The sequence below is a fragment of the Leptolyngbya sp. PL-A3 genome (genome assembly GCF_039962325.1).
Lineage (GTDB): Bacteria > Cyanobacteriota > Cyanobacteriia > Elainellales > Elainellaceae > Vacuolonema.
In genome coordinates, this window is the sequence record NZ_JAMPLB010000042.1 from 1 (window position 1) to 20,481 (window position 20,481).

The following is a 20,481-nucleotide window of genomic DNA, read 5'->3' on the forward strand; positions in this document are numbered from 1 at the left end:
AAACTCCTGACCTCGGAACTCGACAAGATTTCCCCTGAAAGGGTTGCGTCATTGACGTCCTACGATTTCATTCTCGAAGCCCTATTTGGCGCAGCTTCATATTAAAACGGTATAAGTCTTGTTTGAGGCAGACGTCATTTCACTTTAGAGTGCGCTAGGGTTCATGTATGGGTGGCTCGCGTTTAGGATCATGAACATTCCACGACAGCACAACTGGGATTTGACGTCAGAAGAGGCGATCGCCCTTCAGCAGCAACTCCGTAGCGAAATTCGTACTATTGACGACTTACCTACAACAGTTCACCATGTCGCTGGGGTTGACGTCGGTTTTGAGGAAGAGGGAACGGTCACCCGGGCAGCGATCGCCATACTCACTTTCCCTGGATTGGAATTGATGGATCGGGCGATCGCCCGTCGTCCCACCACATTTCCCTACATTCCCGGTCTACTCTCGTTTCGTGAAATTCCGGCGGTACTCGCAGCGTTAGAAACCCTGCAAACTCAGCCTCAAATTTTTCTGTGCGATGGTATGGGCACCGCTCACCCCCGGCGCTTCGGCATTGCGTCCCATCTGGGTTGGATACTGGATGCACCCACTATTGGAGTTGGCAAGTCTCGTCTGGTGGGAACGCACCCGGAAGTACCTAATGAACGGGGTGCGTGGGTTCCCCTACAGCACAAAGGAGACGTGATTGGGGCCGTTTTGCGAACGCGAGTGAACACCAAACCGCTCTATATTTCGCCCGGTCATCGAGTGAGTTTGGAGACGGCGATCGCCTACGTGATGAACTGCACAACGAAATACCGCCTCCCCGAAACCACTCGCCAAGCTCACCGTCTTGCCTCAGGCCCAGCGGAAGCAGCAGACGAACCGCTTCAGATCAGTCTGTGGGGATAACATCCGATTACTGTTCCATCGTGTGATTGTGATGAAGAGGCACTAAGCGCCTCTTCATCACAATCACACGATGCTTACGGCTCTAGCCATCTACCCTAATTGCTTCAGTGGTAGGTCGTCGTTGATGGCATCGATTTCTAACTGTTCCTGTTCGTTGATTTGATCGATGTATGACCGGAGAATGTGCATCAACCGCTGATCGTAGAAGCGGTGCAGAGAATAGTTCGGTGTAGCCGGGAAGCCGCGTCGCTTTTTGTGGCGACCACCCGCCCCAGGGTCGAAGATTTTAATGTTGTGTGCGATCGCCCACTCGATCGGTGAGTAGTAGCAGGCATCAAAGTGGAGGTTCTCAATGTCCTGGAGTGAACCCCAATAGCGACCATACAGGCGATCGCCCTTGGTAAAACACAGTGACATCCCGACTGGATGCGATTCATCCTCCTCGTAAGCCGCGAACAAAACCGTCCGATGGTGAAAGCTGTTGGGCAGCTCTTCAAAAAAGCGACGGGTCAGGTATTTGCTTCCCCACCAGCCAAATTTGTCGCAGGTGTCGCTGTAAAAGGCGTACATCTGCGTACACAAGGTTTTTGAAATGGCATCGCCCGTGATTGGTTTGAGGCTTAGCCCCGCACTGCTGACGGCTTTGCGCTCTCGCTTGATATTGCGCCGCTGGTTGGCATTAAATGACCCTAAATAGTCGTCGAAAGTCTGAAAACCCTGGTTTTGCCAGATAAAGCTGTGGTGCATCCAGGCACTGAACCCATGACGCTCTAGCACGGGTTGCCAGGTTGGATCCACATAAAGCAGGTTGCAGCCAGAAATTTTGTTCTGCCCACAGAAATGGTCGATTTCGTTAATCAATTGCTCGACGATCGCATCCTCATCCTCACCGGGGGCAATGAGAAAGCGATAGCCCTCAGCAGGAGTGAAGGGCGACATACCCAACAACTTCGGGTAGTACTGAATTCCTAACCGCTGAGCGAGTTCGGCCCACTGGTGGTCAAACACAAACTCACCATAGCTGTGGCCTTTGATATAAAAGGGGGCGATGGCAATAAGACTGCGATCGCGCCATAGCGTCAGGTGGTTGGGCAACCATCCGGCTTTGGCTGTTGCACTTCCTGACGCCTCTAGATTATGCAGCCACTCCCATTCGAAAAAGGGCGTGGGTAGCGGAACCGCCAGGGCATCCCACTCAGCTTTCGGAATTTCAGAAACTTGATGAATCCAGCGGGCTGTGTAGCGAGTGCGGGGTCGGTGCATGGGAGACGAAGCAGGAAGCCAGATGTAAAGACATTTGAAGATCTTAGCGTCAGCGTAACGTACCCATCGGGTTGAGACAACCCAAAACTCATCCCCGTTTTTGTTGAAGGATTGCATACTCTACCAGAAACGGAAGCCTACTCTCTTCGCAGGCGGTAATGTAAAAAAACTTCCTGGCCGATCGCCTCACTGGAGATCAGCTCCAGCCGAGGAGCCAGGGCTGCCGGAAAACCCGCTCCATCCACTGGGCTGGGGGCCTGGGTTCCTCCAAGTAACAACGGGCAAACGGTCAGCCATAGTTCATCAATCGCATCCACCGCCAACAAAGCCGCTACCAGTTCACCACCACCCCCTAAAACAAGACGATGTAGCCCTGCATCCCGAAGATTGGGGAGGGCGATCGTCCAATTCAAACGTCCATCCTGTTCAGGCACCGTCAAAATGTGTTCAAAGGCGTCACCCTCAGCCCAGGAGGTAGCACCTATTGGAGTCGTTAAGAGCCATCGGGGAACAGGTTGCTGAAAAAATCGTAGCCCTGGATCTAACTGCCCTGACCGTGAGCAAACGATGTGAACAGGCTGTGGCGAGAGCTGGCGTTGCTGGCGTTGCTCCAGCAGCACCGGATTCCGCACGGGAAGCGTCGTACCATAGGCTCGTACAGTACCCGCCCCAAACATAACCCCGTCAGCTTCAGCAATGCATTGTTCCAAATGGGCACGATCGGCCTCCGAGCCAAAACGCGCCGGCGATCGCCCCCGATCCGCAATCTTGCCATCTGCGCTCATGGCCAGCACCAGGGTTATGTAAGGTCTAGAGCCAGGATTCATATAGGCAGCGCTCTTGTGGTTATACCCAATACCCATTCAATCTGAAGATGGGTGTCCTGTTCCAGACTCTACCTAAATAACCTCAGTTCGGGATAAGCTGAAGTGCTCATTTTGGCGTGCGCTTTGCGCACGCCAAAATGAGCGTTTTCGAGTGCCGCGCGTTGCACGGCACTCGAAAACGCCCTTAACCCGAACTCAGGTTAAATAGTGTTCTAGGCCTGTGGATGGGGTGAAAGGGGCACTTCGTACCCTTTTCACCCCATCCACAGGTTTGAAACATGACCTCTACCTAAAACATGAGATCCATCTTTGGATTGAGAAGTAGGTATATAGGGAGAGAGCGAAGTGCAAAAATCGACACTTCTACTTATCCCACCCTGACGTTAAGATAATTAAGAAAAAATAAACGCTGGCTGATTTTCCTTTTTTAGAAATAAAGATTCGGTAAGTTCAACCCCTTGGACATAAAGATTCTGGTGTTGCCAGAGTTAATATCAGGGTTTGCACGGCCCTCCCAAATGAGGCGCTGTTCAAGGGTGAGTTAAATTAGCTTCTACAGATCCATTTGGATTGGCAGGACTAAAAAATGGCGGATCAGCCTTCTTTCCGTCGGTTCCTCCTGATGCGGTTGCTGGTTTTCAGCATCCCAATTTTGCTATTGGGAATGGGAGTGACCTACCGCAAAACTCGGGCTACGCTCCTGGAAACTGCTCACCTGCACCTGACGGAGCGGGCAATTCGGCGAGCCGACGGCATCCGGGCCGACCTGGAAGCCGTTAAAACCCAACTGGCGATCGCCAGCCAAACCCAAACTGTGCAAAGTAGCCATCCCCAGATTGCTCAGGCTTACTTGCTATCGCTGTTGCAGCAATTTCCCTCGCTGATCTGTCTGCAATTAATGGACCTAAGTACCCAGGAATTAGTCGAAACGACCTGTGGAGCCCAACCCATTACTACAACCCCGCCTGAACCCTGGGGCATTCAACAACCGCTTGGATCTTCCCCCTATTCTCTAGCGGTCGTCCGTGCCGCGTCCCGCTTCCCTGATCCGCCCGATGCAAAGCGTTCTCTGGAGGTGGTCGTCAGCGTACCGGTGTACGATTCTAGCGGCAAGCTGATGTATATGCTCAGTGGGCAGACCGCGCTGCAAGCCGAGCAGTACACCAATCCCCTGGGGTACACTATTGTGCTGGATCAAAAAGGCACCATTCTGGCCCACCCCCTCAAAAACTGGGCCGGACACCATGCCCTGGAAATGGGGGATCGCAATTACCAGGCTCTCCTCAAAAACATTCAAAATATTCACTCTTCACCCGGAACGGAACCCCTGGTGGAGATGATGGGCGATCGCTCCCAATGGTTAGTGGGGGCCAGCCCGGTTTCTATTATGGTTAGCCCCAGCGAAAGTCAAACGTGGACGGTGCTCTCCGTTACACGGCTGGAGGATGCGCTTTATTCTCTCAATTCCATCACGCAAACCCTTGCCATCCTCACCATCGGTTTGGTGCTAGCCAATCTATTTGCCAGCATCTACACAGCACGGGGATTAGCCCGCCCCATTGAAAAATTGGGGGATTATGCCCGTCAAATTCAGATGGGAGCACCCGAACCTGCCCCACCTCACCAACTCGGTGTTCAGGAGTTAAATCAACTGGCCGACGTGTTGAATGACATGGTGGAACGGCTAGAAGAGCGCGCTACAGAGCTTGAAACCGCCTGGCAAACGGCAGAAGCCGCCAACCAGCTCAAGAGCGAATTTCTGGCTACCACGTCCCATGAATTACGGACGCCACTCAACGCCATTATTGGCTGTCTACAACTGGTCGCAGATGGCTACTGTGATAGCCCAGATGAAGAACGAGAACTTCTACGGCAGGCCGAAAAAGCCGCCCTACACTTGCTCAAAGTCATTAACGACCTGCTGGACATCCGAAGTATTGAGGCTGGCAGCATCCGTCTCTACCTGGAGAATGTCAATGTCTGTCAAATTTTGAGCGAGGTTATTGAGATAGAGCAGGTTGAGTTACAACGCAAACATCTGACCCTTCAGGCTCCTGATCTGAACCAACCGATTCTGGTACGGGCCGATGCCGGCCGTTTGAAGCAAGTGGTGCTCAACGTTGTTGCCAATGCAATCAAGTTCACAGATACCGGGCACATCACTATTACCACTCACCTTGAGCCTCGCATTCCAACCCCGTCACCCGATCTCATAACTGAAAAATCCGATGGAGTAGAACAGCCCTTCATCATCATTACCGTTAAGGACACTGGGATTGGCATTGCCCCTGATCAACAACAGAAACTGTTCCGTCCCTTTGTCATGGCTGACGGCTCAACTACCCGCAAATTTGAAGGAACGGGCCTGGGCCTGGCGATCTCTCGCAGCTTGATTGAACGCATGGGAGGCACCATCAGCCTTTACAGCGAAGGGTTGCAGATGGGTACCTGTGTCGAAATTGCCCTGCCCATCCTGGAATTGCCGGCGGCTGGACGTGGGCAAGATCCAGCGAGCGAATCCATGGAGTCGGTCGTCTAGGGAAGCGCTGCTCCTCAAATACCCAGGCGCATGACTTTCCCCCAGATGCTCTAGACTGAGATACGAATTGGCATATCAAAGGAATCCCTGGTCATGCGACTGTCGCAAATGCTTTTTGTCACCCTACGGGAAGATCCGGCTGAGGCGGAAATTCCCAGCCATAAGCTGTTGCTGCGGGCAGGCTATATTCGGCGCATTTCTAGTGGGATCTATGCCTACCTGCCGTGGATGTGGCGAGTTTTACAGAAGGTATCGCAGATCGTGCGGGAAGAGATGAATGCTACTGGGGCACAGGAGTGTCTGCTGCCGCAGATGCAGCCCTCAGAACTGTGGCAGGAGTCGGGCCGTTGGGATACCTACACCAAAGCCGAGGGCATTATGTTTGCCCTGACAGATCGGCAAAAACGCGAAGTGGCTTTGGGGCCGACCCATGAGGAAGTGATTACAGCGATCGCCCGCGATATGATTCGCTCCTATCGCCAACTTCCCCAACACCTGTATCAAATTCAGACGAAATTCCGGGATGAGATTCGGCCACGCTTTGGGCTGATGCGAGGCCGCGAATTCATCATGAAGGACGGCTACTCCTTCCACACCGATGAAGCCAGCCTGAAGCAGACCTACGCAGACATGGATGTGGCCTACCGCAACATGTTTCGGCGTTGCGGTCTGCGGTTCCTACCCGTAGAGGCAGATTCTGGGGCGATCGGTGGCTCCGGTTCTCAAGAGTTTATGGTGCTGGCGGATGCCGGAGAAGACGAGGTGCTGTACACCGAGGACGGAAACTACTCGGCTAATACAGAAAAAGCGGTGTCTCTGCCTCCCGATGCTGTACCCTCTAGCTTCGACACCTTTGAGAAATTAGAGACGCCGAATACGCCTACGATTGCAAGCCTGGCTGAATTCCTGAAGTGTTCGCCCACCCAAATCGTCAAGAATGTGCTGTATCAGGCTGTGTACGACAGCGGCATGACAGTGCTGGTACTCGTGAGTATTCGCGGTGATCAGGATGTTAATGATGTCAAGATTACCAATGAACTGGTGAAAGTGGCCGGGCAGTTTGGCGGCAACGCACTGCTAGCCCTGACGGTCCCCGACGAGGACGCCCAAGCGAAGTGGGCTGCGAAGCCTCTTCCTCTGGGATACATCGATCCTGGGCTGCCGGATGACCACATTGCCAAGGCCGAAAAAATCTATCCCAAATTCTTGCGGATGGTGGACAAAACGGCTGTGGATCTGAAGAATTTCGTGACGGGTTCTAATGATTCGGGGCACCACGTTGTAGGAGCAAACTGGGGGGTACAGTATCCCTTACCCGAATTGGTGGTGGATGTGCGCACCGCTAAGGCGGGCGATCGCGCCGTTCATGATCCCAACCAAACCCTTCAAAGTGCCCGTGGCATTGAGGTAGGTCACATTTTCCAGCTAGGCACTAAATACTCGAAAGCACTGGGGGCAACTTATACCAACGAGCAAGGGGAAGAGATGCCCCTGATCATGGGCTGTTACGGGGTGGGTGTGTCCCGCTTAGCTCAGGCTGCTGTAGAACAAAACCATGATGCAGATGGCATTATTTGGCCCGTCGCGATCGCCCCTTATCACGCGATTGTCGTTGTTCCTAACATTAACGACGCCGACCAGATGGCTGCTGCCGAGAAGCTTTATACCGATCTCAATGCTGCCGGAGTCGAAACCTTACTGGATGATCGCGATGAGCGTGCCGGGGTGAAGTTCAAGGACTCCGAGCTCGTGGGCATTCCCTTCCGGATTGTGACCGGGCGATCGCTCAAACAGGGCAAGGTCGAAGTGGTCAAACGGGCGACAAAGGAATCGCAGGAGGTTGCTCTAGAAGATGTTGTCCCCACGCTAAAGCAGTGGGTTGGTGAAGCCCTTGCAGGCTAAACAAGCTGATCAAAATTTTGCCAAACACAACAAACAAGGGATGGGGTGGAGCGTTGCTCCACCCCATCCCTTCTGGCTAAATTCGATCGCGTAAAACCATAAATAAGCAGGGTAACTCGTTCCTCTCGGGTACGCTAAGGGTGAAATTTCACATGAGGCAGAACCATGGGCAAACTTATAGCCGTCGTCGCCGCTGTTGGGGTTGGGGTTCTGGTATTCAGTACGTTCAAGAATGTCGCAAAACAGCCTGCAGCACAACCACAACAAGCGGTTGATACCATTAATCGTGCTACTGACAAGCTCAATCAGGCCCAGCAAACTGAGCAACAGCGAGCCGATCAGATTCAGCAGCAAGATCCCTAATACAACGTCAGTTCGGGATAAGCCGAACAGCCCATTATTGCGTGCGCGACGCGCACGCAATAATGGGCTGTTTCGAGTGCCGCGCGAAGCGCGGCACTCGAAACAGCCCTTAACCCGAACTGAGGTTAATACAAGGTCCCTAACACTAAGCGGCGAAGACCCACTCATCTTCAAACAGAGGCAAACCTAAGCCGTCGAGTACCAAAACGTGTTTTAAAGCTCGTAGGAAGTTGTGTTTTTTCGTGCGTTTCATACACGAAAAAACACAACCTTTAAAGCAAGCTCTAGCAGTCTGCCACATAGCAATCAACAAAAACGGTTGGATGAATTATCATCCAACCGTCTGCATCCACGAAACTCTCAACCTATCGGTCAAGGGTTTAAGGAGATTTCCAGATAAGAACTTCCCCATTATTTGGAAAAAAGGCGCGGCTTCGCCGCGCCTTTTTTCCAAATAATGGGGATATTGTTTCTCAGAAATCTCCTAACCAGAGGAGAGCTTTATTTCACTTGGGCTTCAAACTTGGGAGCGTAGGCTTGCAATAGCGTGCTGACCTGACTGAGCACCTCGTCGCTCGTATTCTTACCCAAGACCTGCCGTTCGGGAAAGAATTCGGGTTTATCCAGGCTGCGGGCGATCGCCTCACTCACCTGCTGCGCGATGATGGGGCTGAGTTCTTCTTTGGCTCGACCACGTTGATAGTCGGCCCCTTCCTCCGTGGTGGCATAGAGGGGAGGAAGACGGTTCAGAGCGTAGGCAGCGATGTCACCTAAATCGAGGGTGCAGTCACTCGTCGCTTCAATTTCAGCGACTCGGGCGATCGCCTCAGTCAGCACCAGTTCTTCCATCACGTTAATAAACTGCTTGCGTGGGACAGCCACTACTTCTCCAGTGAGTAGCGCACCCATCAGACGATCGAGGGCCATGTACTCTTCGATGGATAACTCCGAAGCCGTATCACAGATGCGTCCGACTTCCGCTTCCATTGCTGGGGTCAGGTAACCATCCTGAAGGGCCTGTTCCACAATTTTTTCGATACTCATATGCCTCTACAGCTCCACAGCAGGTCAGAACAAGGTGATGTCTGCATCCCTACGGACTTAGTTTTCCCAATCGTTAGGTAATACAACCAGATTAGAGCAGGAATTTTATATTCACTCCTCCGATAGATAGATTGCTTCTGGGTTATCTGCTATTCAAACCCACCCTGACGCCATGGCACGGGGTCGACAGATTTGCCATTAACATAAAGCCCCCAATGTAAGTTGGGCCCGGTAGCGAGGCCAGTTGCGCCAATCGCACCGATGCGTTGGCCGGGCTGCACCATATCACCCTCTTGCACATCGATCCGGCTGAGGTGGATGAAGACGCTGCCGACTCCCTGCCCATGGTCTACCGCGATCGTATTGCCATTCACCCGAAAACCATCTGCAACTCGCCCCACAACCATCACACGCCCTGCCGCAGGAGCGTAGATTGGGGAGCCTGTGCCGCCAGCGTAATCCACCCCTTTGTGGTAGTAGTCTTGGGCAAACTCACCGTTGTAATAACGGCGGATACCATATTCTGAGGAGACACGACCGTCAGCAGGACGGGCAAAGGGGCCACTCCAGAATTTTTGGGGAGAGACAGCTTCCCGGAATTCCCGTAAGCGGTTGAGTTCATAATCTGTGGCCTCCGTGCTGGTGCCACCGCCGACACGAATGCTCTGGGTAGGGAAGCGGCGATTACGCAACTCTACGGCAAAACTCCGTGGTTCCCCATTCAGGGTGAACTGAATTACTTTGCGCCCAGGACGATCGAGCGGAGTAGTCGGGAGTAACGCCCGATAACGATTAGAGCCTACAGGGAAGCTGGAGTAGGAAGCCCCGTCATAGGCGATCGTTGGTGCAGTTCCGTCATTGGTTTGCAGAATGACCGAGATGGTGTCCCCCAGTTGGGGGCTGGTGGGGCGAATGATTACGTCCGAGGTTTGAGCGGGTGTGACGGTTGCGGTAAGGAGGGCGATCGCTCCCACCAGAACGCCCAGCCACCAAAACCGTTTGCCTAGATACTTCCGGATAGCCTGCCAATGCCTGCCTTGAGGAATAACCGTGTTGCGCATAGAGAATGATAGGGTGCTTGGAGTGATTGACCAGAAAGGTAGCATGTTTTGGCCAATCCGGTCGTCTCCTCCTTGGGGAGGACAATTTAAAGTCTTAATTTTGTGGAGTATTGATTGGGTCACCTCTCAGCAATGGGCTGGGAGGCCGAACGGCAATTTTCGATCCAACTCCTCAAAGACCACCATATATAGAGTGCTTTGAGAAGTGGGGTGGACACTTAACGCCAATTGCCACAGCACGAGCCACTTCAAAGCTAAAAACTCTTTAAACCTGCGATCGCTGACACGGTTGGGACCGTTCAAACCCGCTATGCTTTAAAAATGAGAAATTGTGAACATTTCTTATAACTCTTTAATTAAAAACACCATTACGACCCGCCTTACATGCCAGAAGATTTTCGATTAATCGTTGATTTAGTCATTGTTTTTTCAGCAGCGGCAGTAGGAGGGCTTCTGGCAGCACTTCTACGACAGCCGGTTTTGCTAGGTTACCTGGTCGGTGGAGCTCTCGTTGGGCCTGCCGGGTTAGGGCTGGTGAAGGAACTGATTCAGGTGGAAACCCTCGCCCAGTTTGGAGCAGCATTCCTGCTCTTTGCCCTGGGGGTTGAGTTCTCCTTCTCTGAACTAAGTAAGGTTAAGAAAATTAGTTTGGGGGGCGGTGGCCTGCAAATCGCCCTGACAATTCTTTTGACGGCCCTGGTTTCCGTGGTCATGGGGTGGGTCACGTCTCCAACTCAGGGGATTTTCCTGGGAGCCATCCTTTCACTCTCCTCCACGGCGGTGGTACTGAAATCGCTAATGGAGCGAAGTGAAACGGAAACGGCCCACGGGCGGGTCATGTTGGGCATCCTGGTAATTCAGGATTTGGCGCTGGGGTTGATGTTGGCAATTTTGCCCGCCCTGGACAAGCCATCCGAGGAAATTGGGATTGCCATTGGATGGGCACTTGCTAAGACCGGATTACTGGCGTTGGGGGCGATCGCTGCCAGCATCTGGCTCATCCCAGGGCTGCTGCGGCTGCTGGCCCGAACTGAGAGCCGCGAGTTGTTCCTGCTGGGGGTCGTCGCCCTGTGTCTGGGCATTGCGCTTCTGACGGAATCCCTTGGCCTCTCGATCGAAATGGGAGCTTTTATCGCGGGTCTGATGATCTCGGAGGTGGAATACGCTGACCAGACCCTCACCTACGTCGAACCGATTCGAGATATTTTCGCCAGTCTATTCTTTGCGGCGATCGGGATGCTGATCGACCCAGGGTTTATCTGGAATAATCTGGAACTGATTCTAGGATTGGTGGGATTAACCTTTCTGGGCAAGTTTCTTATTATTACGCCCCTGGTACGAATTTTTGGCTATCCCCTTAAAACTGCGTTAATTGCCGGTTTGGGTCTGGCTCAAATTGGGGAATTTTCCTTTGTTCTGGCGAGTCAGGGGCAAACCCTGGGCCTGGTTTCTCGACAGGCTTATCTGTTAATTTTGGGAACCACAGCAGTTACCTTATTGCTGACGCCGTTTGTTCTGCGCCTGATCCCTCGGCTTTTTGCCTGGGCTGAAACAGTTCCCTTACTCAACCAATGGTTGGAGGGCTCCGACCAACCCCTGGAAATTTCCACAGCGATGCCGGAGAAGAATCATGTCGTTGTCTGCGGCTATGGCACAGTAGGGCGCAATATTGTGCAACTACTGCGCGATCACGAGTATCCCGTGGTGGTGGTTGATCAATCTGAGCAGACCATCCAGAAGCTCCGGGATGAGGGCATACCTTATATCTATGGAAACGCTGCCAGTCTGCATGTGCTGGCGGCGGCGGGTGTTGATCAGGCACGGGGGATGGCGATCGCCCTGCCTGACCCAATGAACACTCGCCTCTGCCTGAAGCGCTCTCTGGAACTCGCCCCCGAACTGGATGTCGTGGTGCGAGCCGCTCAGGATAAAGATATTGAGTTGCTTTACCAGCTTGGGGCGAAGGAAGTGGTTCAACCTGAGTTCGAGGCCAGCATTGAGTTGTCCAGTCACCTGCTGGTGGGGACAGGTCTTGCGGTAACGGACGTCGCGCAAGACATGACCGCTATCCGTAACAGTCATTATCTGGAACTGCGTCCGGAGCGATCGCAAGAGGAACTCTCCCGCGACCTGCGCGAAGCCGCCCAAGAAATGAACAACCGTTGGTATACCCTGCCAGAAAACTCACCATTGCAAGGGTTGAGTTTGGAGGAGGCTGATCTGCGCCGGATCACGGGGGTTACTCTGATGGCGATTCACCGGGAAGCTGGGGAGATGGTGGACTACCCTGAAGGCAGCACGGTGATGCAGAAGGGCGATCGCCTACTTATTGTCGGTGACCCCGATGAAATCCACGCCTTCGAGAACCTGGCTACAGGAGAAGCCCCTGTACCGACTAAGGATTTATCCTGTCAATGGGTACGAGTGCCCATGGTTAGCCCAGCGGCGGGCAAAAACCTGGGGGATTTGGCTATTAGCTCAACCTATGGCGTACAAATTCAGGTCATTCGACGCGATGGTAAATTTGTCCGTTTCCCTGATGGCCGGACTGACATCTTAGGCGGCGACCACCTGCTGCTCTGTGGCACTTCAGATCAACTTCAGCAGATTTGCCAGTGGCTCAACTCCACCCATGAAAATCTGCCCGAGGTGGAACCCAGTGTGACCCTAGAGATGCAACACTGAACAAGGCATATTTGATTTTTTCTGATGGATGAAATGCAATCGGCTGCGTCCGATGGTTTGCCCGGAGTGCCCCTAGATTTACCGCTGATTCCCCTTGCCCCACCCAATTTTCGGTCGGGCTTTGTGGGCATTGTGGGCCGTCCCAATGTGGGCAAATCGACTCTGATGAACGAGCTGGTGGGGCAGAAGGTCGCCATTACTTCCCCCATTGCCCAGACGACTCGCAATCGTCTACGGGGAATACTCACGACTTCTCAAGCACAAATCATTTTTGTAGATACTCCGGGTATCCATAAGCCCCATCACGAGTTGGGCCGCGTTCTGGTGCAAAATGCACGAATTGCTATCGACTCCGTTGATGTGCTCTTGTTTGTCGTGGATGGAACGGCAGAGGCTGGTGGGGGCGATCGCTACGTCGCATCTCTGCTCAGTAACACCCAGACCCCTGTGATATTGGGTATCAATAAGGCTGATGTGCAGCCGGGCGATCGCCCTACCATCGACGAAAGTTATCAGGCGTTAGCCGCCGAGCAAGGCTGGGAAGCCGTCAAGTTCTCAGCTCTTACCGGAGAAGGATTAGATAGCCTACAGGCTCGTTTGATTGAACGGCTCGACCCTGGGCCTTACTACTATCCCCCGGATTTGGTAACTGACCAGCCCGAGCGCTTCATTATGGGAGAACTGATTCGGGAGCAAATTCTGCGGTTGACGCGGGAAGAAGTACCGCATTCGGTGGCGATCGCCATTGAGAAGGTGAACGAAAAAGCCAACATTACCGAAGTTCAAGCGAGCATTCACGTCGAACGAGATTCTCAAAAGGGAATTTTGATCGGCAAAAATGGTGCCATGATTCGTGAAATTGGTAGTGCAGCCCGTGAACAAATCCAGAAGCTCATTATGGGCAAGGTCTATCTGGAATTGTTTGTTAAAGTGCGTCCCAAATGGCGGCAATCTCGCTTGTATCTATCTGATCTAGGTTATCGGGTTGAATCCTAATCTCAACTTCTTTTGATTTTGGCTGACCTTGTCATACGTAACCTCAGTTCGGGTTAAGGGCTTTTTCGAGTGCCGCGCTTCGCGCGGCACTCGAAAAAGCCCATTATTGCGTGCGCGTCGCGCACGCAATAATGGGCGGTTCGGCTTATCCCAAACTGACGTTACGTAGCTCAACTAAACACAAACCTAAAAGCTATGCCGCCCGCTTCATGGTCGACACAGATTCTTGGTTTGTGTTTAATTACGCTCACTTGCTAAACCTAAAATCAATTCATTCTATTAATGGAGTCGGGGGGCGATTAGTGCCTCATCGCTCCGTATTAATTAACAGAATGTCATATTAGACTAGAAGCTCTGTCTATCAATCACTAGTTCTAGAATGGCACAACATACTCAGGCTCATCTCACTCGTAAAGTCGAAAAATTCCGCTCTGAAGCCTACAAAGAGCAAAAGCGTGAACAGATGGAATATTACATGGGGGCCAAACTCCTGGAAGTAGGTGTTGACCCCAACTCTGTTATTTATCGCTGGGCAAAGGAAGTGAAAGGCAACGAAGAAGAATGGACAATTAGCGCCTACTGGGGTGAGTCCAAAGACAAGATTCTTCAGGAAGAAGGTCAGTTGTAACGAGTCCATTTCAGGGTGCTTTGGCGATCGCCAAAGCACCCTGAAAATTCATCTGGTAATCCAGAACGTTGAACCGGGAGGCCACGGAATGTTTTTGAATGTGAAATCTTCGGTTTCACATTCAAAAACATTCCAGAAATCAGCGCAGCCTTTTATTACTCTGCATGGGTCTAGGATTCCAAAAAGCTGCTCGCACCTGCCATAAATACCAGGCAGCCCACAGCGAGAACAAAGCAAAGGGCAAAAATAGCAAGGTTCCAGGCCGAATAGATTGGGCACCTAAGTCGCGTACCAGGATAAAGGTAAACGAGTAACAGTAGAGAATATTCGCCATTTGTGCTGCTAACCAGCCCATTAGCATTTGTCTGCGAAGCCAGAATGAACCGATCGCCAGTGTAGGAACTGCCCAGAGTAGATCGGCGGCCCCTAACCCGTAGGTCACCATTAGATCAACCTTTTCTGCACTTACATTCAGGGCCGAAGGTTGTGGAAGAAGGAAGAAGATCAGAATCCAAAAAATGAGATGTAAAATAGCAGCTATTCCATTGACCGCTGCAATGAGTTTGATGCCACGCCGTACTTTTGTTTGATATTGAATGGTTGCCATCATCCTATTGCTCCTTAATTATGAATTTTTTGACAAAAGCAGTGCGCATCGTTGCCATTGCAGGCATTACTGTAAACAAAAGTCGTATCTGGTGCCGTAGCGAGATAAGGTTTTCCCATAAAGCCGCACATCCACCACTCACCTGTTAAGTTGAGGGCTGTCACCCATTCTTGGATGGCCGGTTCTACGTGTGCGACAGATGCATTAACCCCAAGCCAGCCGCACGTTCTACCGATCGCCAAAATAGCTTCCTGATAATTTCCAGACGCTGCTAGCTGTGCAGCCCGCCCTCTCCAGCACTGATTCAGTAATTGCTCGGCTTGTTGCACAAGCTCCTGATATGCATTCCATTCAGGTGTATTCCAATCAACCTGGCGATCGCGCAGTGTCCCTTTTACATCACTAATACAGGCTAAATACTGCTGCTGTTGCCAAAATTGCTGTGCCCTTTCCATGGTGGGATGCTGTTCTGCGGGGGTTGCCACAGGCTCCAGCTCTTGAGAATGGAAAACTTCATTGGTTTGGGAATTCTCAGGCGTAGATGCGGGGGCCAGATTGTTGCATCCACCGAGCGTAGCAATCACCATCAATCCAACAACACAGCACCAGGTAAAACACGGTTGAATCAACATAAACGCAGCATGGTAATGGATATATATGGAGTGCTATGAGTCGTTTCTGGCTGGATGAGCATATGAAATACCCTTACCAAATTGGGATTGGAGCCGTACAAATTGTTGATCCTTCATTCGTGTTGACTTATTCATTGCGATCGCCATCATCCCAGGAACGATAGGGGCGATTGCCACGAGAGATATAAGAATTGATTTGGGGACGGCTGCCTAACAGGAACTAAACCCTATGACCGCAGTTTAGGATGTTGTTCCCATTGCTACCTCCTCTGATTAATCTCAATAGATCGGTTCACCCGATCGGGTAAATTGGCTTACATCTATTCAGACTAATTTTTCCTAATTCCTTTGTTTTTCCTTCTGCTCTCTGCCTTCTTTCTAAAATGATTAAAACCTTCCCGCACTATCGCATTACTGTGGCTTTAACGCTGTTTTTGGGTGTGGGGTTGTCGATATTCGCTGCAACGCTGGTCAACCAGTGGGAAGCATCGCGGCGGCAATTACAGTTTCAGCGGCAAATTGAGAATTTGGGAACGGCGCTTCAGCGGAGCGTGAATCGCTATACGGATATGCTGGCGTTTTTGGGGGATTTTTATGGTGCCAGCCAGGAGGTGGATCGGCAGGAGTTTGCTGAGTTTGCGGGGCGATCGCTGCAAATCTACTCCGGTATCCAGGCTCTTGAATGGGCACCCATCGTAACCCTAACAGAACGACCCACCTATGAACGAAACTTACAGGCAAGTGGGTTTTCAGGGTTCCAGATTACAGAACTGGGCAGTGATGGATCGTTAATGCGGGCAAGCGATCGCCCCTACTACATCCCTGTTACCTACCTGGAACCTTTAGCGGGCAACGAGTCAGCCCTAGGGTATGACCTGAATTCGGATGCAACACGGGGGATGGCGATCGCTCAGGCCAGAGATGCCGGTAAAATCACAGCCACGGGCCGTATTCGTTTAGTCCAGGAAACCCGTGACCAGTTTGGGTTTCTGGTCTTTCTACCGCTATACCGAGAGAATGGTATTCCAACCTCTGATACGCTGCAACAACGGAATCTCAGCAGCTTCTTGCTTGGGGTATTTCGCGTATCTGACGTGGTGGAAGAAGCGCTTCAGGAGTTGCAATATGACATCGATTTCTCGATTTATGACCAAAACGCAGCTCCGACAGAGCAGTTTTTAGGCCGATATGAAGCAGCGCTCCAACAAGTTGTCACGGTAGATAGAACAGCTCCATCCGATGGACTGTACGACTCCCTCTGCCCGTGGGTAACGAACTGTAGCCAAACATTAGCCGTGGGTGAACGGAAATGGCAGATTGTGTTTTCCCCGGCAACGACTTATCCCCTGGAGCGGGAGTATGGAGCGATCGCCACTCTCATCAGCGGCCTGCTCCTTACCAGTGGGCTGGTCCTCTTCCTCCATCGCCTTAACCGCGAACTGGAGCAAACCCGCAGCCTCAATGACTTAAAATCTCGCTTTTTCTCCATGGCCTCCCATGAGCTGCGCACACCGCTGAGTACAATCCTGTTATCGAGTGAATCGCTTCAACTCAATCAGCGCACGTTATCGGAGGAACAGAAGCAGGCCAATACTCAACGCATCTACTCAGCGGCAAAGCGGATGGGTCAGCAGATCACCGATCTCCTGTTACTAACCCGCGCTGAAGTAGGCCGCCTGGAGTTTCGCCCTGAACTCTTGGATGTCCATGAGTTTTGCCAACAATTGCTTGAAGAGATGCAATCGGATGTCCCTCAGACCATCCAGTGGCAGAGTAGTGGATCGGTGAAAGCATTTTTGGATCGAGGGTTGTTGCGATCGCTCCTCACCAATCTACTTTCCAATGCATCCAAATATTCCCCCTCTGATGCCCCCATTCAATTCACCCTAACTTCGGATGGCCGGGTGGTAATGTTTGAGGTGAGCGATCGCGGCATTGGTATTCCAGTACAAGACCAATCACGAATTGCAGAAACCTTTTACCGTGGCAGCAATGTAGGGAATGTGACGGGGACGGGCTTGGGATTGGCGATCGTGAAGACCTGTGTGGAGTTACATCGGGGACAATGGGCGATCCACAGCCGGGAAGGCGAAGGGACGACGGTAGCAGTAACATTACCGCTGGAATAAACGCTTACTCATAGTCAATTTCATCAGGCCAAAAAGAGTGAGGCAGGGTGTTGCGCCACTCCTTTTGGCCTAACGAAATGAGAGAGGTGGCGCGTACACACTACCGCTCTCATGACGGGCAGTTTCACGTTAATTTGCTACAACGATTCCGAGTCTACTGGTGGCATGGAATTAGCCGCTTGCGGAGCTTGAGGTAGCAGCCAGCTGAGCAAGATGGCCGTCAAACCACCTGTTGAGGTAGCAGAACCAAACATATTTTTGATAATGGCGGGTTGAACGCCAAAAATTAATGCTAAAGCTTGTTGGGGGGTTCTTCCGGCATCAATCGCAGTACCAGCTACGCCCAAAATGGCACCGAGAAATGCAAAGCTAGTCCCCTGCAAACTGAGCAGTCCTGAGCCAACAGGCCCAAACGTTTTGCATTGAATAAAGGTGCAAATACCAGAGGCCAAAAGTGACATGCTGACAATAAAACTGGTGTTTGTAGGATCTAGCCCCAGGCTAGTGCTAATGATCAGAGGTGGCGTCACAATCCCAACAAAGGCGGCTAAAACATGCTGAATAGCAACAAAAATTGACTCCAGCAACGGGGGTCTGTCATGCAATTTGTAGATTAATTCAGAACTTGTTGCCGATAACTCTGGAAAACCTTCGGCTTCTGGTAGTTCAAGGCTGTGTAAAATGTTGGATTCTTCCCGCTGTACCATAGGGTTGCGACCACCTCCCAACTACACTATTTTTCAACTCCAAGCTGCCATATTGTAAACGCGAGTAATAGTTCCGAAAAGTAATTGAACATACATCTTGCACCTATTCAACCTCAGTTCGGGATAAGCTGAAGTGCTCATTTTGGCGTGCACATAGTGCACGCCAAAATGAGCGTTTTCGAGTGCCGCGCGTTGCGCGGCACTCGAAAACGTCCTTAACCCGAACTCAAGTTATTCAAAACAAAACTCAAAGGTTTGATTCTGCGATCGCAAAGCATCAGCAATATCAAGGTTTTAATACAAAATATGAGTTCGATCAGATAACGTTCAGGTTTCCTAGAGCTAGCTGAAAGAGCCGTTTTTTCAGGCCTGCCCACAAATGAATTGCGGGCCAACATAACCATGTTTGGGCTGCTTATTTCCCACTCCAATGGATGACGCGTTTTTCGAGCAGGAGAAAGAGCATATTCAGGAAGTAGCCCAGAATACCTGTCACCAAAATAGAAGCGTACATATCTTTCACATTGAGAATTTGTTGGGCATCAATAATACGCTTTCCCAAACCATGCTCGGTGCCGATGAACATTTCAGCAACGATGACGATAACGAGAGCGATACTGATACCGCTACGCAAACCGATAAAGGTTTGTGGAAGACTTTCCATCAGTAATACATCTTTGAAGATTTGCCAGGGGTTGGCACCCATCACCTTCGCAGCGAGAATGCGGGATTGCTTTGCATTCAACACACCATAAGCACTGTTGAACACAATTAGCAGAAATGCGCTGAAAGCAGCGATCACAACCTTTGAAAAATCGCTAATCCCAAAGAACAGAATGAACATGGGAATGAGCGCACTGGCAGGCGTGGAACGGAAGAAATCAATGAGAAATTCCACGCTGCGGTAAAGCTTCTCAGAGCTACCCAGGGCAACCCCGATGGGTACTCCCAGGGCAGCGGCCATGAGGAATGCGCCGAAGGTTCGTAGCACCGTTGCTAAAAAATCTCCAAACATGGTGCCCGTAACCATACCGCCGATTAAGGTGGTGAGAGTCGCGATAGGCGTCGGCAAGAGAACAGGATTGACGAAGCCGGAGATAGCGATGAGCCACCAAAGGCCAAAGAGAGCGAAGATGCCGATGAAGGGGAGTAGGCGATCGCCCATCTTGACCGAAAAGGATTGCACACGCTGCTTAGAGCGAAGGGATGTCGTCATTTCCGCATCTCCTGACGAAAAATATCTAAACAATGGCGGCTCACTTCAATAAATTCAGGGGATGTGAGAGTATCGGGGGTACGGGGACGAGGAACCTTGAAGGAAACCGCTTCCACGAGATGGGTAGGACGCTTGCTCAATAGCAGAATCGTATCCGCCAGGAACACGGCCTCCTCCAGGTTGTGCACCACCATCAACATGGGAATGGAGGTCGCCATAAATATTTCTTGCAGTTTGTCGCGCACGAATAGCGTCGTTTCAAAATCCAGAGCCGAGAAGGGCTCGTCCAGAAAGAGAACTTCTGGATCAGCGACTAAAGCTCGCAGGATGGATACCAGTTGTTGTTGCCCACCCGAGAAGCTGTAGGGGTAACGCTTCAAATCCAGGCGAATATTAAAGGTGCTGAGGAGGCGATCAATGCGATCGCGACACTCCTTCTCCGGCACACCTTTGGTTCGCAGAGGATAGGCAATGTTGTCGTAGGCACTGAGCCAGGGAAACATTGAGTCGCGATAGTTTTGAAACACATAACCGATGCGAGCCCGACGAATGGGTTTACCATTGATGCGAATTTCGCCGCGATCACACGGAATCAAGCCACTAATCATGTTGATTAAAGTGGATTTGCCACAACCATTGGGCCCAAAAATTGAGACCAATTGATTATTTGGTAAATCTAAATTGAAATCCTGATACAGGGGTTGCCCTGCAAAGGATTTGCAAAGACCTTGAACAGAAATGAAATGGTCAGGAGGGGCGATCGTTGACTCTATTCGTGTGTCAGAAACCATGGTGGTTTTAGGAGAAGGGTGAATTGTGAAATGGCGAAGGTTGACCTGTTGAGTAGATAGTTTCTGTAGGGGCAAAAGGCCATTTGTTCCTACGTAGTGGATTTGCAGGTGCCATTCGCCATTCATCTCGGCAGACCAGATGGCCCTCCCGGAGTGAATAGCCATTCACCTCTATACATCCCAAAGACCTGGT

17 protein-coding genes and 1 pseudogene are annotated in these 20,481 nt (G+C 51.4%); 9 read left to right on the forward strand and 9 right to left on the reverse strand.

Annotated elements, in window-relative coordinates:
* Positions 1 to 190: 190 nt before the first annotated feature.
* The gene (gene nfi / locus NDI52_RS24080; RefSeq protein ID WP_190775312.1) at positions 191 to 898 is read left to right on the forward strand and encodes a deoxyribonuclease V; all 708 of its coding nucleotides are present in this window, start codon (positions 191 to 193) and stop codon (positions 896 to 898) included.
* Positions 899 to 988: 90 nt separating this feature from the next.
* Here nfi and NDI52_RS24085 read toward each other — a convergent pair whose 3' ends face one another.
* Positions 989 to 2,161, reverse strand: coding sequence for a GNAT family N-acetyltransferase (locus NDI52_RS24085; protein ID WP_190775352.1), 1,173 nt, complete (start codon positions 2,159 to 2,161; stop codon positions 989 to 991).
* A gap of 137 nt (positions 2,162 to 2,298) precedes the next feature.
* Entirely contained in the window at positions 2,299 to 3,024 is a 726-nt protein-coding gene (locus NDI52_RS24090; protein WP_242035813.1) for a RibD family protein, read from the reverse strand.
* A gap of 550 nt (positions 3,025 to 3,574) precedes the next feature.
* Here NDI52_RS24090 and NDI52_RS24095 point away from each other — a divergent pair.
* The 3 genes from NDI52_RS24095 to NDI52_RS24105 all read left to right on the forward strand — a co-directional run bounded on the left by NDI52_RS24095 (position 3,575) and on the right by NDI52_RS24105 (position 7,792).
* Complete coding sequence (locus NDI52_RS24095; RefSeq protein ID WP_190775313.1) at positions 3,575 to 5,527, forward strand: ATP-binding protein; 1,953 nt, start codon at positions 3,575 to 3,577, stop codon at positions 5,525 to 5,527.
* Between the two features lie 93 nt (positions 5,528 to 5,620).
* Positions 5,621 to 7,429, forward strand: a complete 1,809-nt coding sequence (proS, locus tag NDI52_RS24100) for a proline--tRNA ligase (protein ID WP_190775314.1) — start codon at positions 5,621 to 5,623, stop codon at positions 7,427 to 7,429.
* 165 nt (positions 7,430 to 7,594) lie between these two features.
* Positions 7,595 to 7,792 (forward strand): hypothetical protein, encoded by a 198-nt coding sequence (locus NDI52_RS24105; RefSeq protein WP_190775315.1) that lies wholly within the window; start codon positions 7,595 to 7,597, stop codon positions 7,790 to 7,792.
* A 501-nt stretch (positions 7,793 to 8,293) separates the two neighbouring features.
* On the opposite strand, the gene NDI52_RS24110 is transcribed toward NDI52_RS24105, so the two are convergent.
* Together NDI52_RS24110 and NDI52_RS24115 are read right to left on the reverse strand one after the other, a co-directional pair.
* A complete protein-coding gene (locus NDI52_RS24110) occupies positions 8,294 to 8,836 on the reverse strand; it encodes a late competence development ComFB family protein (protein WP_190775316.1) in 543 nt (180 codons plus the stop codon).
* Positions 8,837 to 8,985: 149 nt separating this feature from the next.
* Positions 8,986 to 9,897: a M23 family metallopeptidase gene (locus NDI52_RS24115; protein WP_190775317.1), complete on the reverse strand. Its 912-nt coding sequence runs from the start codon at positions 9,895 to 9,897 to the stop codon at positions 8,986 to 8,988.
* A gap of 384 nt (positions 9,898 to 10,281) precedes the next feature.
* Between NDI52_RS24115 and NDI52_RS24120 the strand changes: the two genes are divergently transcribed.
* From NDI52_RS24120 to NDI52_RS24130, 3 genes are all read left to right on the forward strand, one after another.
* Positions 10,282 to 12,582: a cation:proton antiporter gene (locus NDI52_RS24120; RefSeq protein WP_190775318.1), complete on the forward strand. Its 2,301-nt coding sequence runs from the start codon at positions 10,282 to 10,284 to the stop codon at positions 12,580 to 12,582.
* 33 nt (positions 12,583 to 12,615) lie between these two features.
* Positions 12,616 to 13,578 (forward strand): GTPase Era, encoded by a 963-nt coding sequence (gene era / locus NDI52_RS24125; protein ID WP_190775354.1) that lies wholly within the window; start codon positions 12,616 to 12,618, stop codon positions 13,576 to 13,578.
* A 379-nt stretch (positions 13,579 to 13,957) separates the two neighbouring features.
* Positions 13,958 to 14,206, forward strand: coding sequence for a hypothetical protein (locus NDI52_RS24130; protein ID WP_190775319.1), 249 nt, complete (start codon positions 13,958 to 13,960; stop codon positions 14,204 to 14,206).
* A 139-nt stretch (positions 14,207 to 14,345) separates the two neighbouring features.
* Here the strand turns inward: NDI52_RS24130 and NDI52_RS24135 are convergent, their stop codons facing one another.
* Together NDI52_RS24135 and NDI52_RS24140 are read right to left on the reverse strand one after the other, a co-directional pair.
* The gene (locus NDI52_RS24135) at positions 14,346 to 14,816 is read right to left on the reverse strand and encodes a hypothetical protein (protein ID WP_190775320.1); all 471 of its coding nucleotides are present in this window, start codon (positions 14,814 to 14,816) and stop codon (positions 14,346 to 14,348) included.
* A gap of 11 nt (positions 14,817 to 14,827) precedes the next feature.
* Positions 14,828 to 15,445, reverse strand: coding sequence for a hypothetical protein (locus NDI52_RS24140; protein WP_190775321.1), 618 nt, complete (start codon positions 15,443 to 15,445; stop codon positions 14,828 to 14,830).
* 35 nt (positions 15,446 to 15,480) lie between these two features.
* Between NDI52_RS24140 and NDI52_RS24145 the strand changes: the two genes are divergently transcribed.
* Together NDI52_RS24145 and NDI52_RS24150 are read left to right on the forward strand one after the other, a co-directional pair.
* Complete coding sequence (locus tag NDI52_RS24145; RefSeq protein WP_277874406.1) at positions 15,481 to 15,609, forward strand: hypothetical protein; 129 nt, start codon at positions 15,481 to 15,483, stop codon at positions 15,607 to 15,609.
* A 219-nt stretch (positions 15,610 to 15,828) separates the two neighbouring features.
* Positions 15,829 to 17,574: a CHASE domain-containing protein gene (locus NDI52_RS24150; RefSeq protein WP_190775322.1), complete on the forward strand. Its 1,746-nt coding sequence runs from the start codon at positions 15,829 to 15,831 to the stop codon at positions 17,572 to 17,574.
* A 275-nt stretch (positions 17,575 to 17,849) separates the two neighbouring features.
* Here the strand turns inward: NDI52_RS24150 and NDI52_RS24155 are convergent.
* From NDI52_RS24155 to NDI52_RS24165, 3 genes and pseudogenes are all read right to left on the reverse strand, one after another.
* A pseudogene (locus NDI52_RS24155) lies at positions 17,850 to 18,281 on the reverse strand (solute carrier family 23 protein); the annotation flags it as partial.
* 415 nt (positions 18,282 to 18,696) lie between these two features.
* Positions 18,697 to 19,497 (reverse strand): ABC transporter permease, encoded by an 801-nt coding sequence (locus NDI52_RS24160; RefSeq protein ID WP_190775324.1) that lies wholly within the window; start codon positions 19,495 to 19,497, stop codon positions 18,697 to 18,699.
* Entirely contained in the window at positions 19,494 to 20,288 is a 795-nt protein-coding gene (locus NDI52_RS24165; protein WP_190775355.1) for an ATP-binding cassette domain-containing protein, read from the reverse strand. The genes NDI52_RS24160 and NDI52_RS24165 overlap by 4 nt, the downstream gene beginning before the upstream one ends.
* Positions 20,289 to 20,481 lie beyond the last annotated feature (193 nt).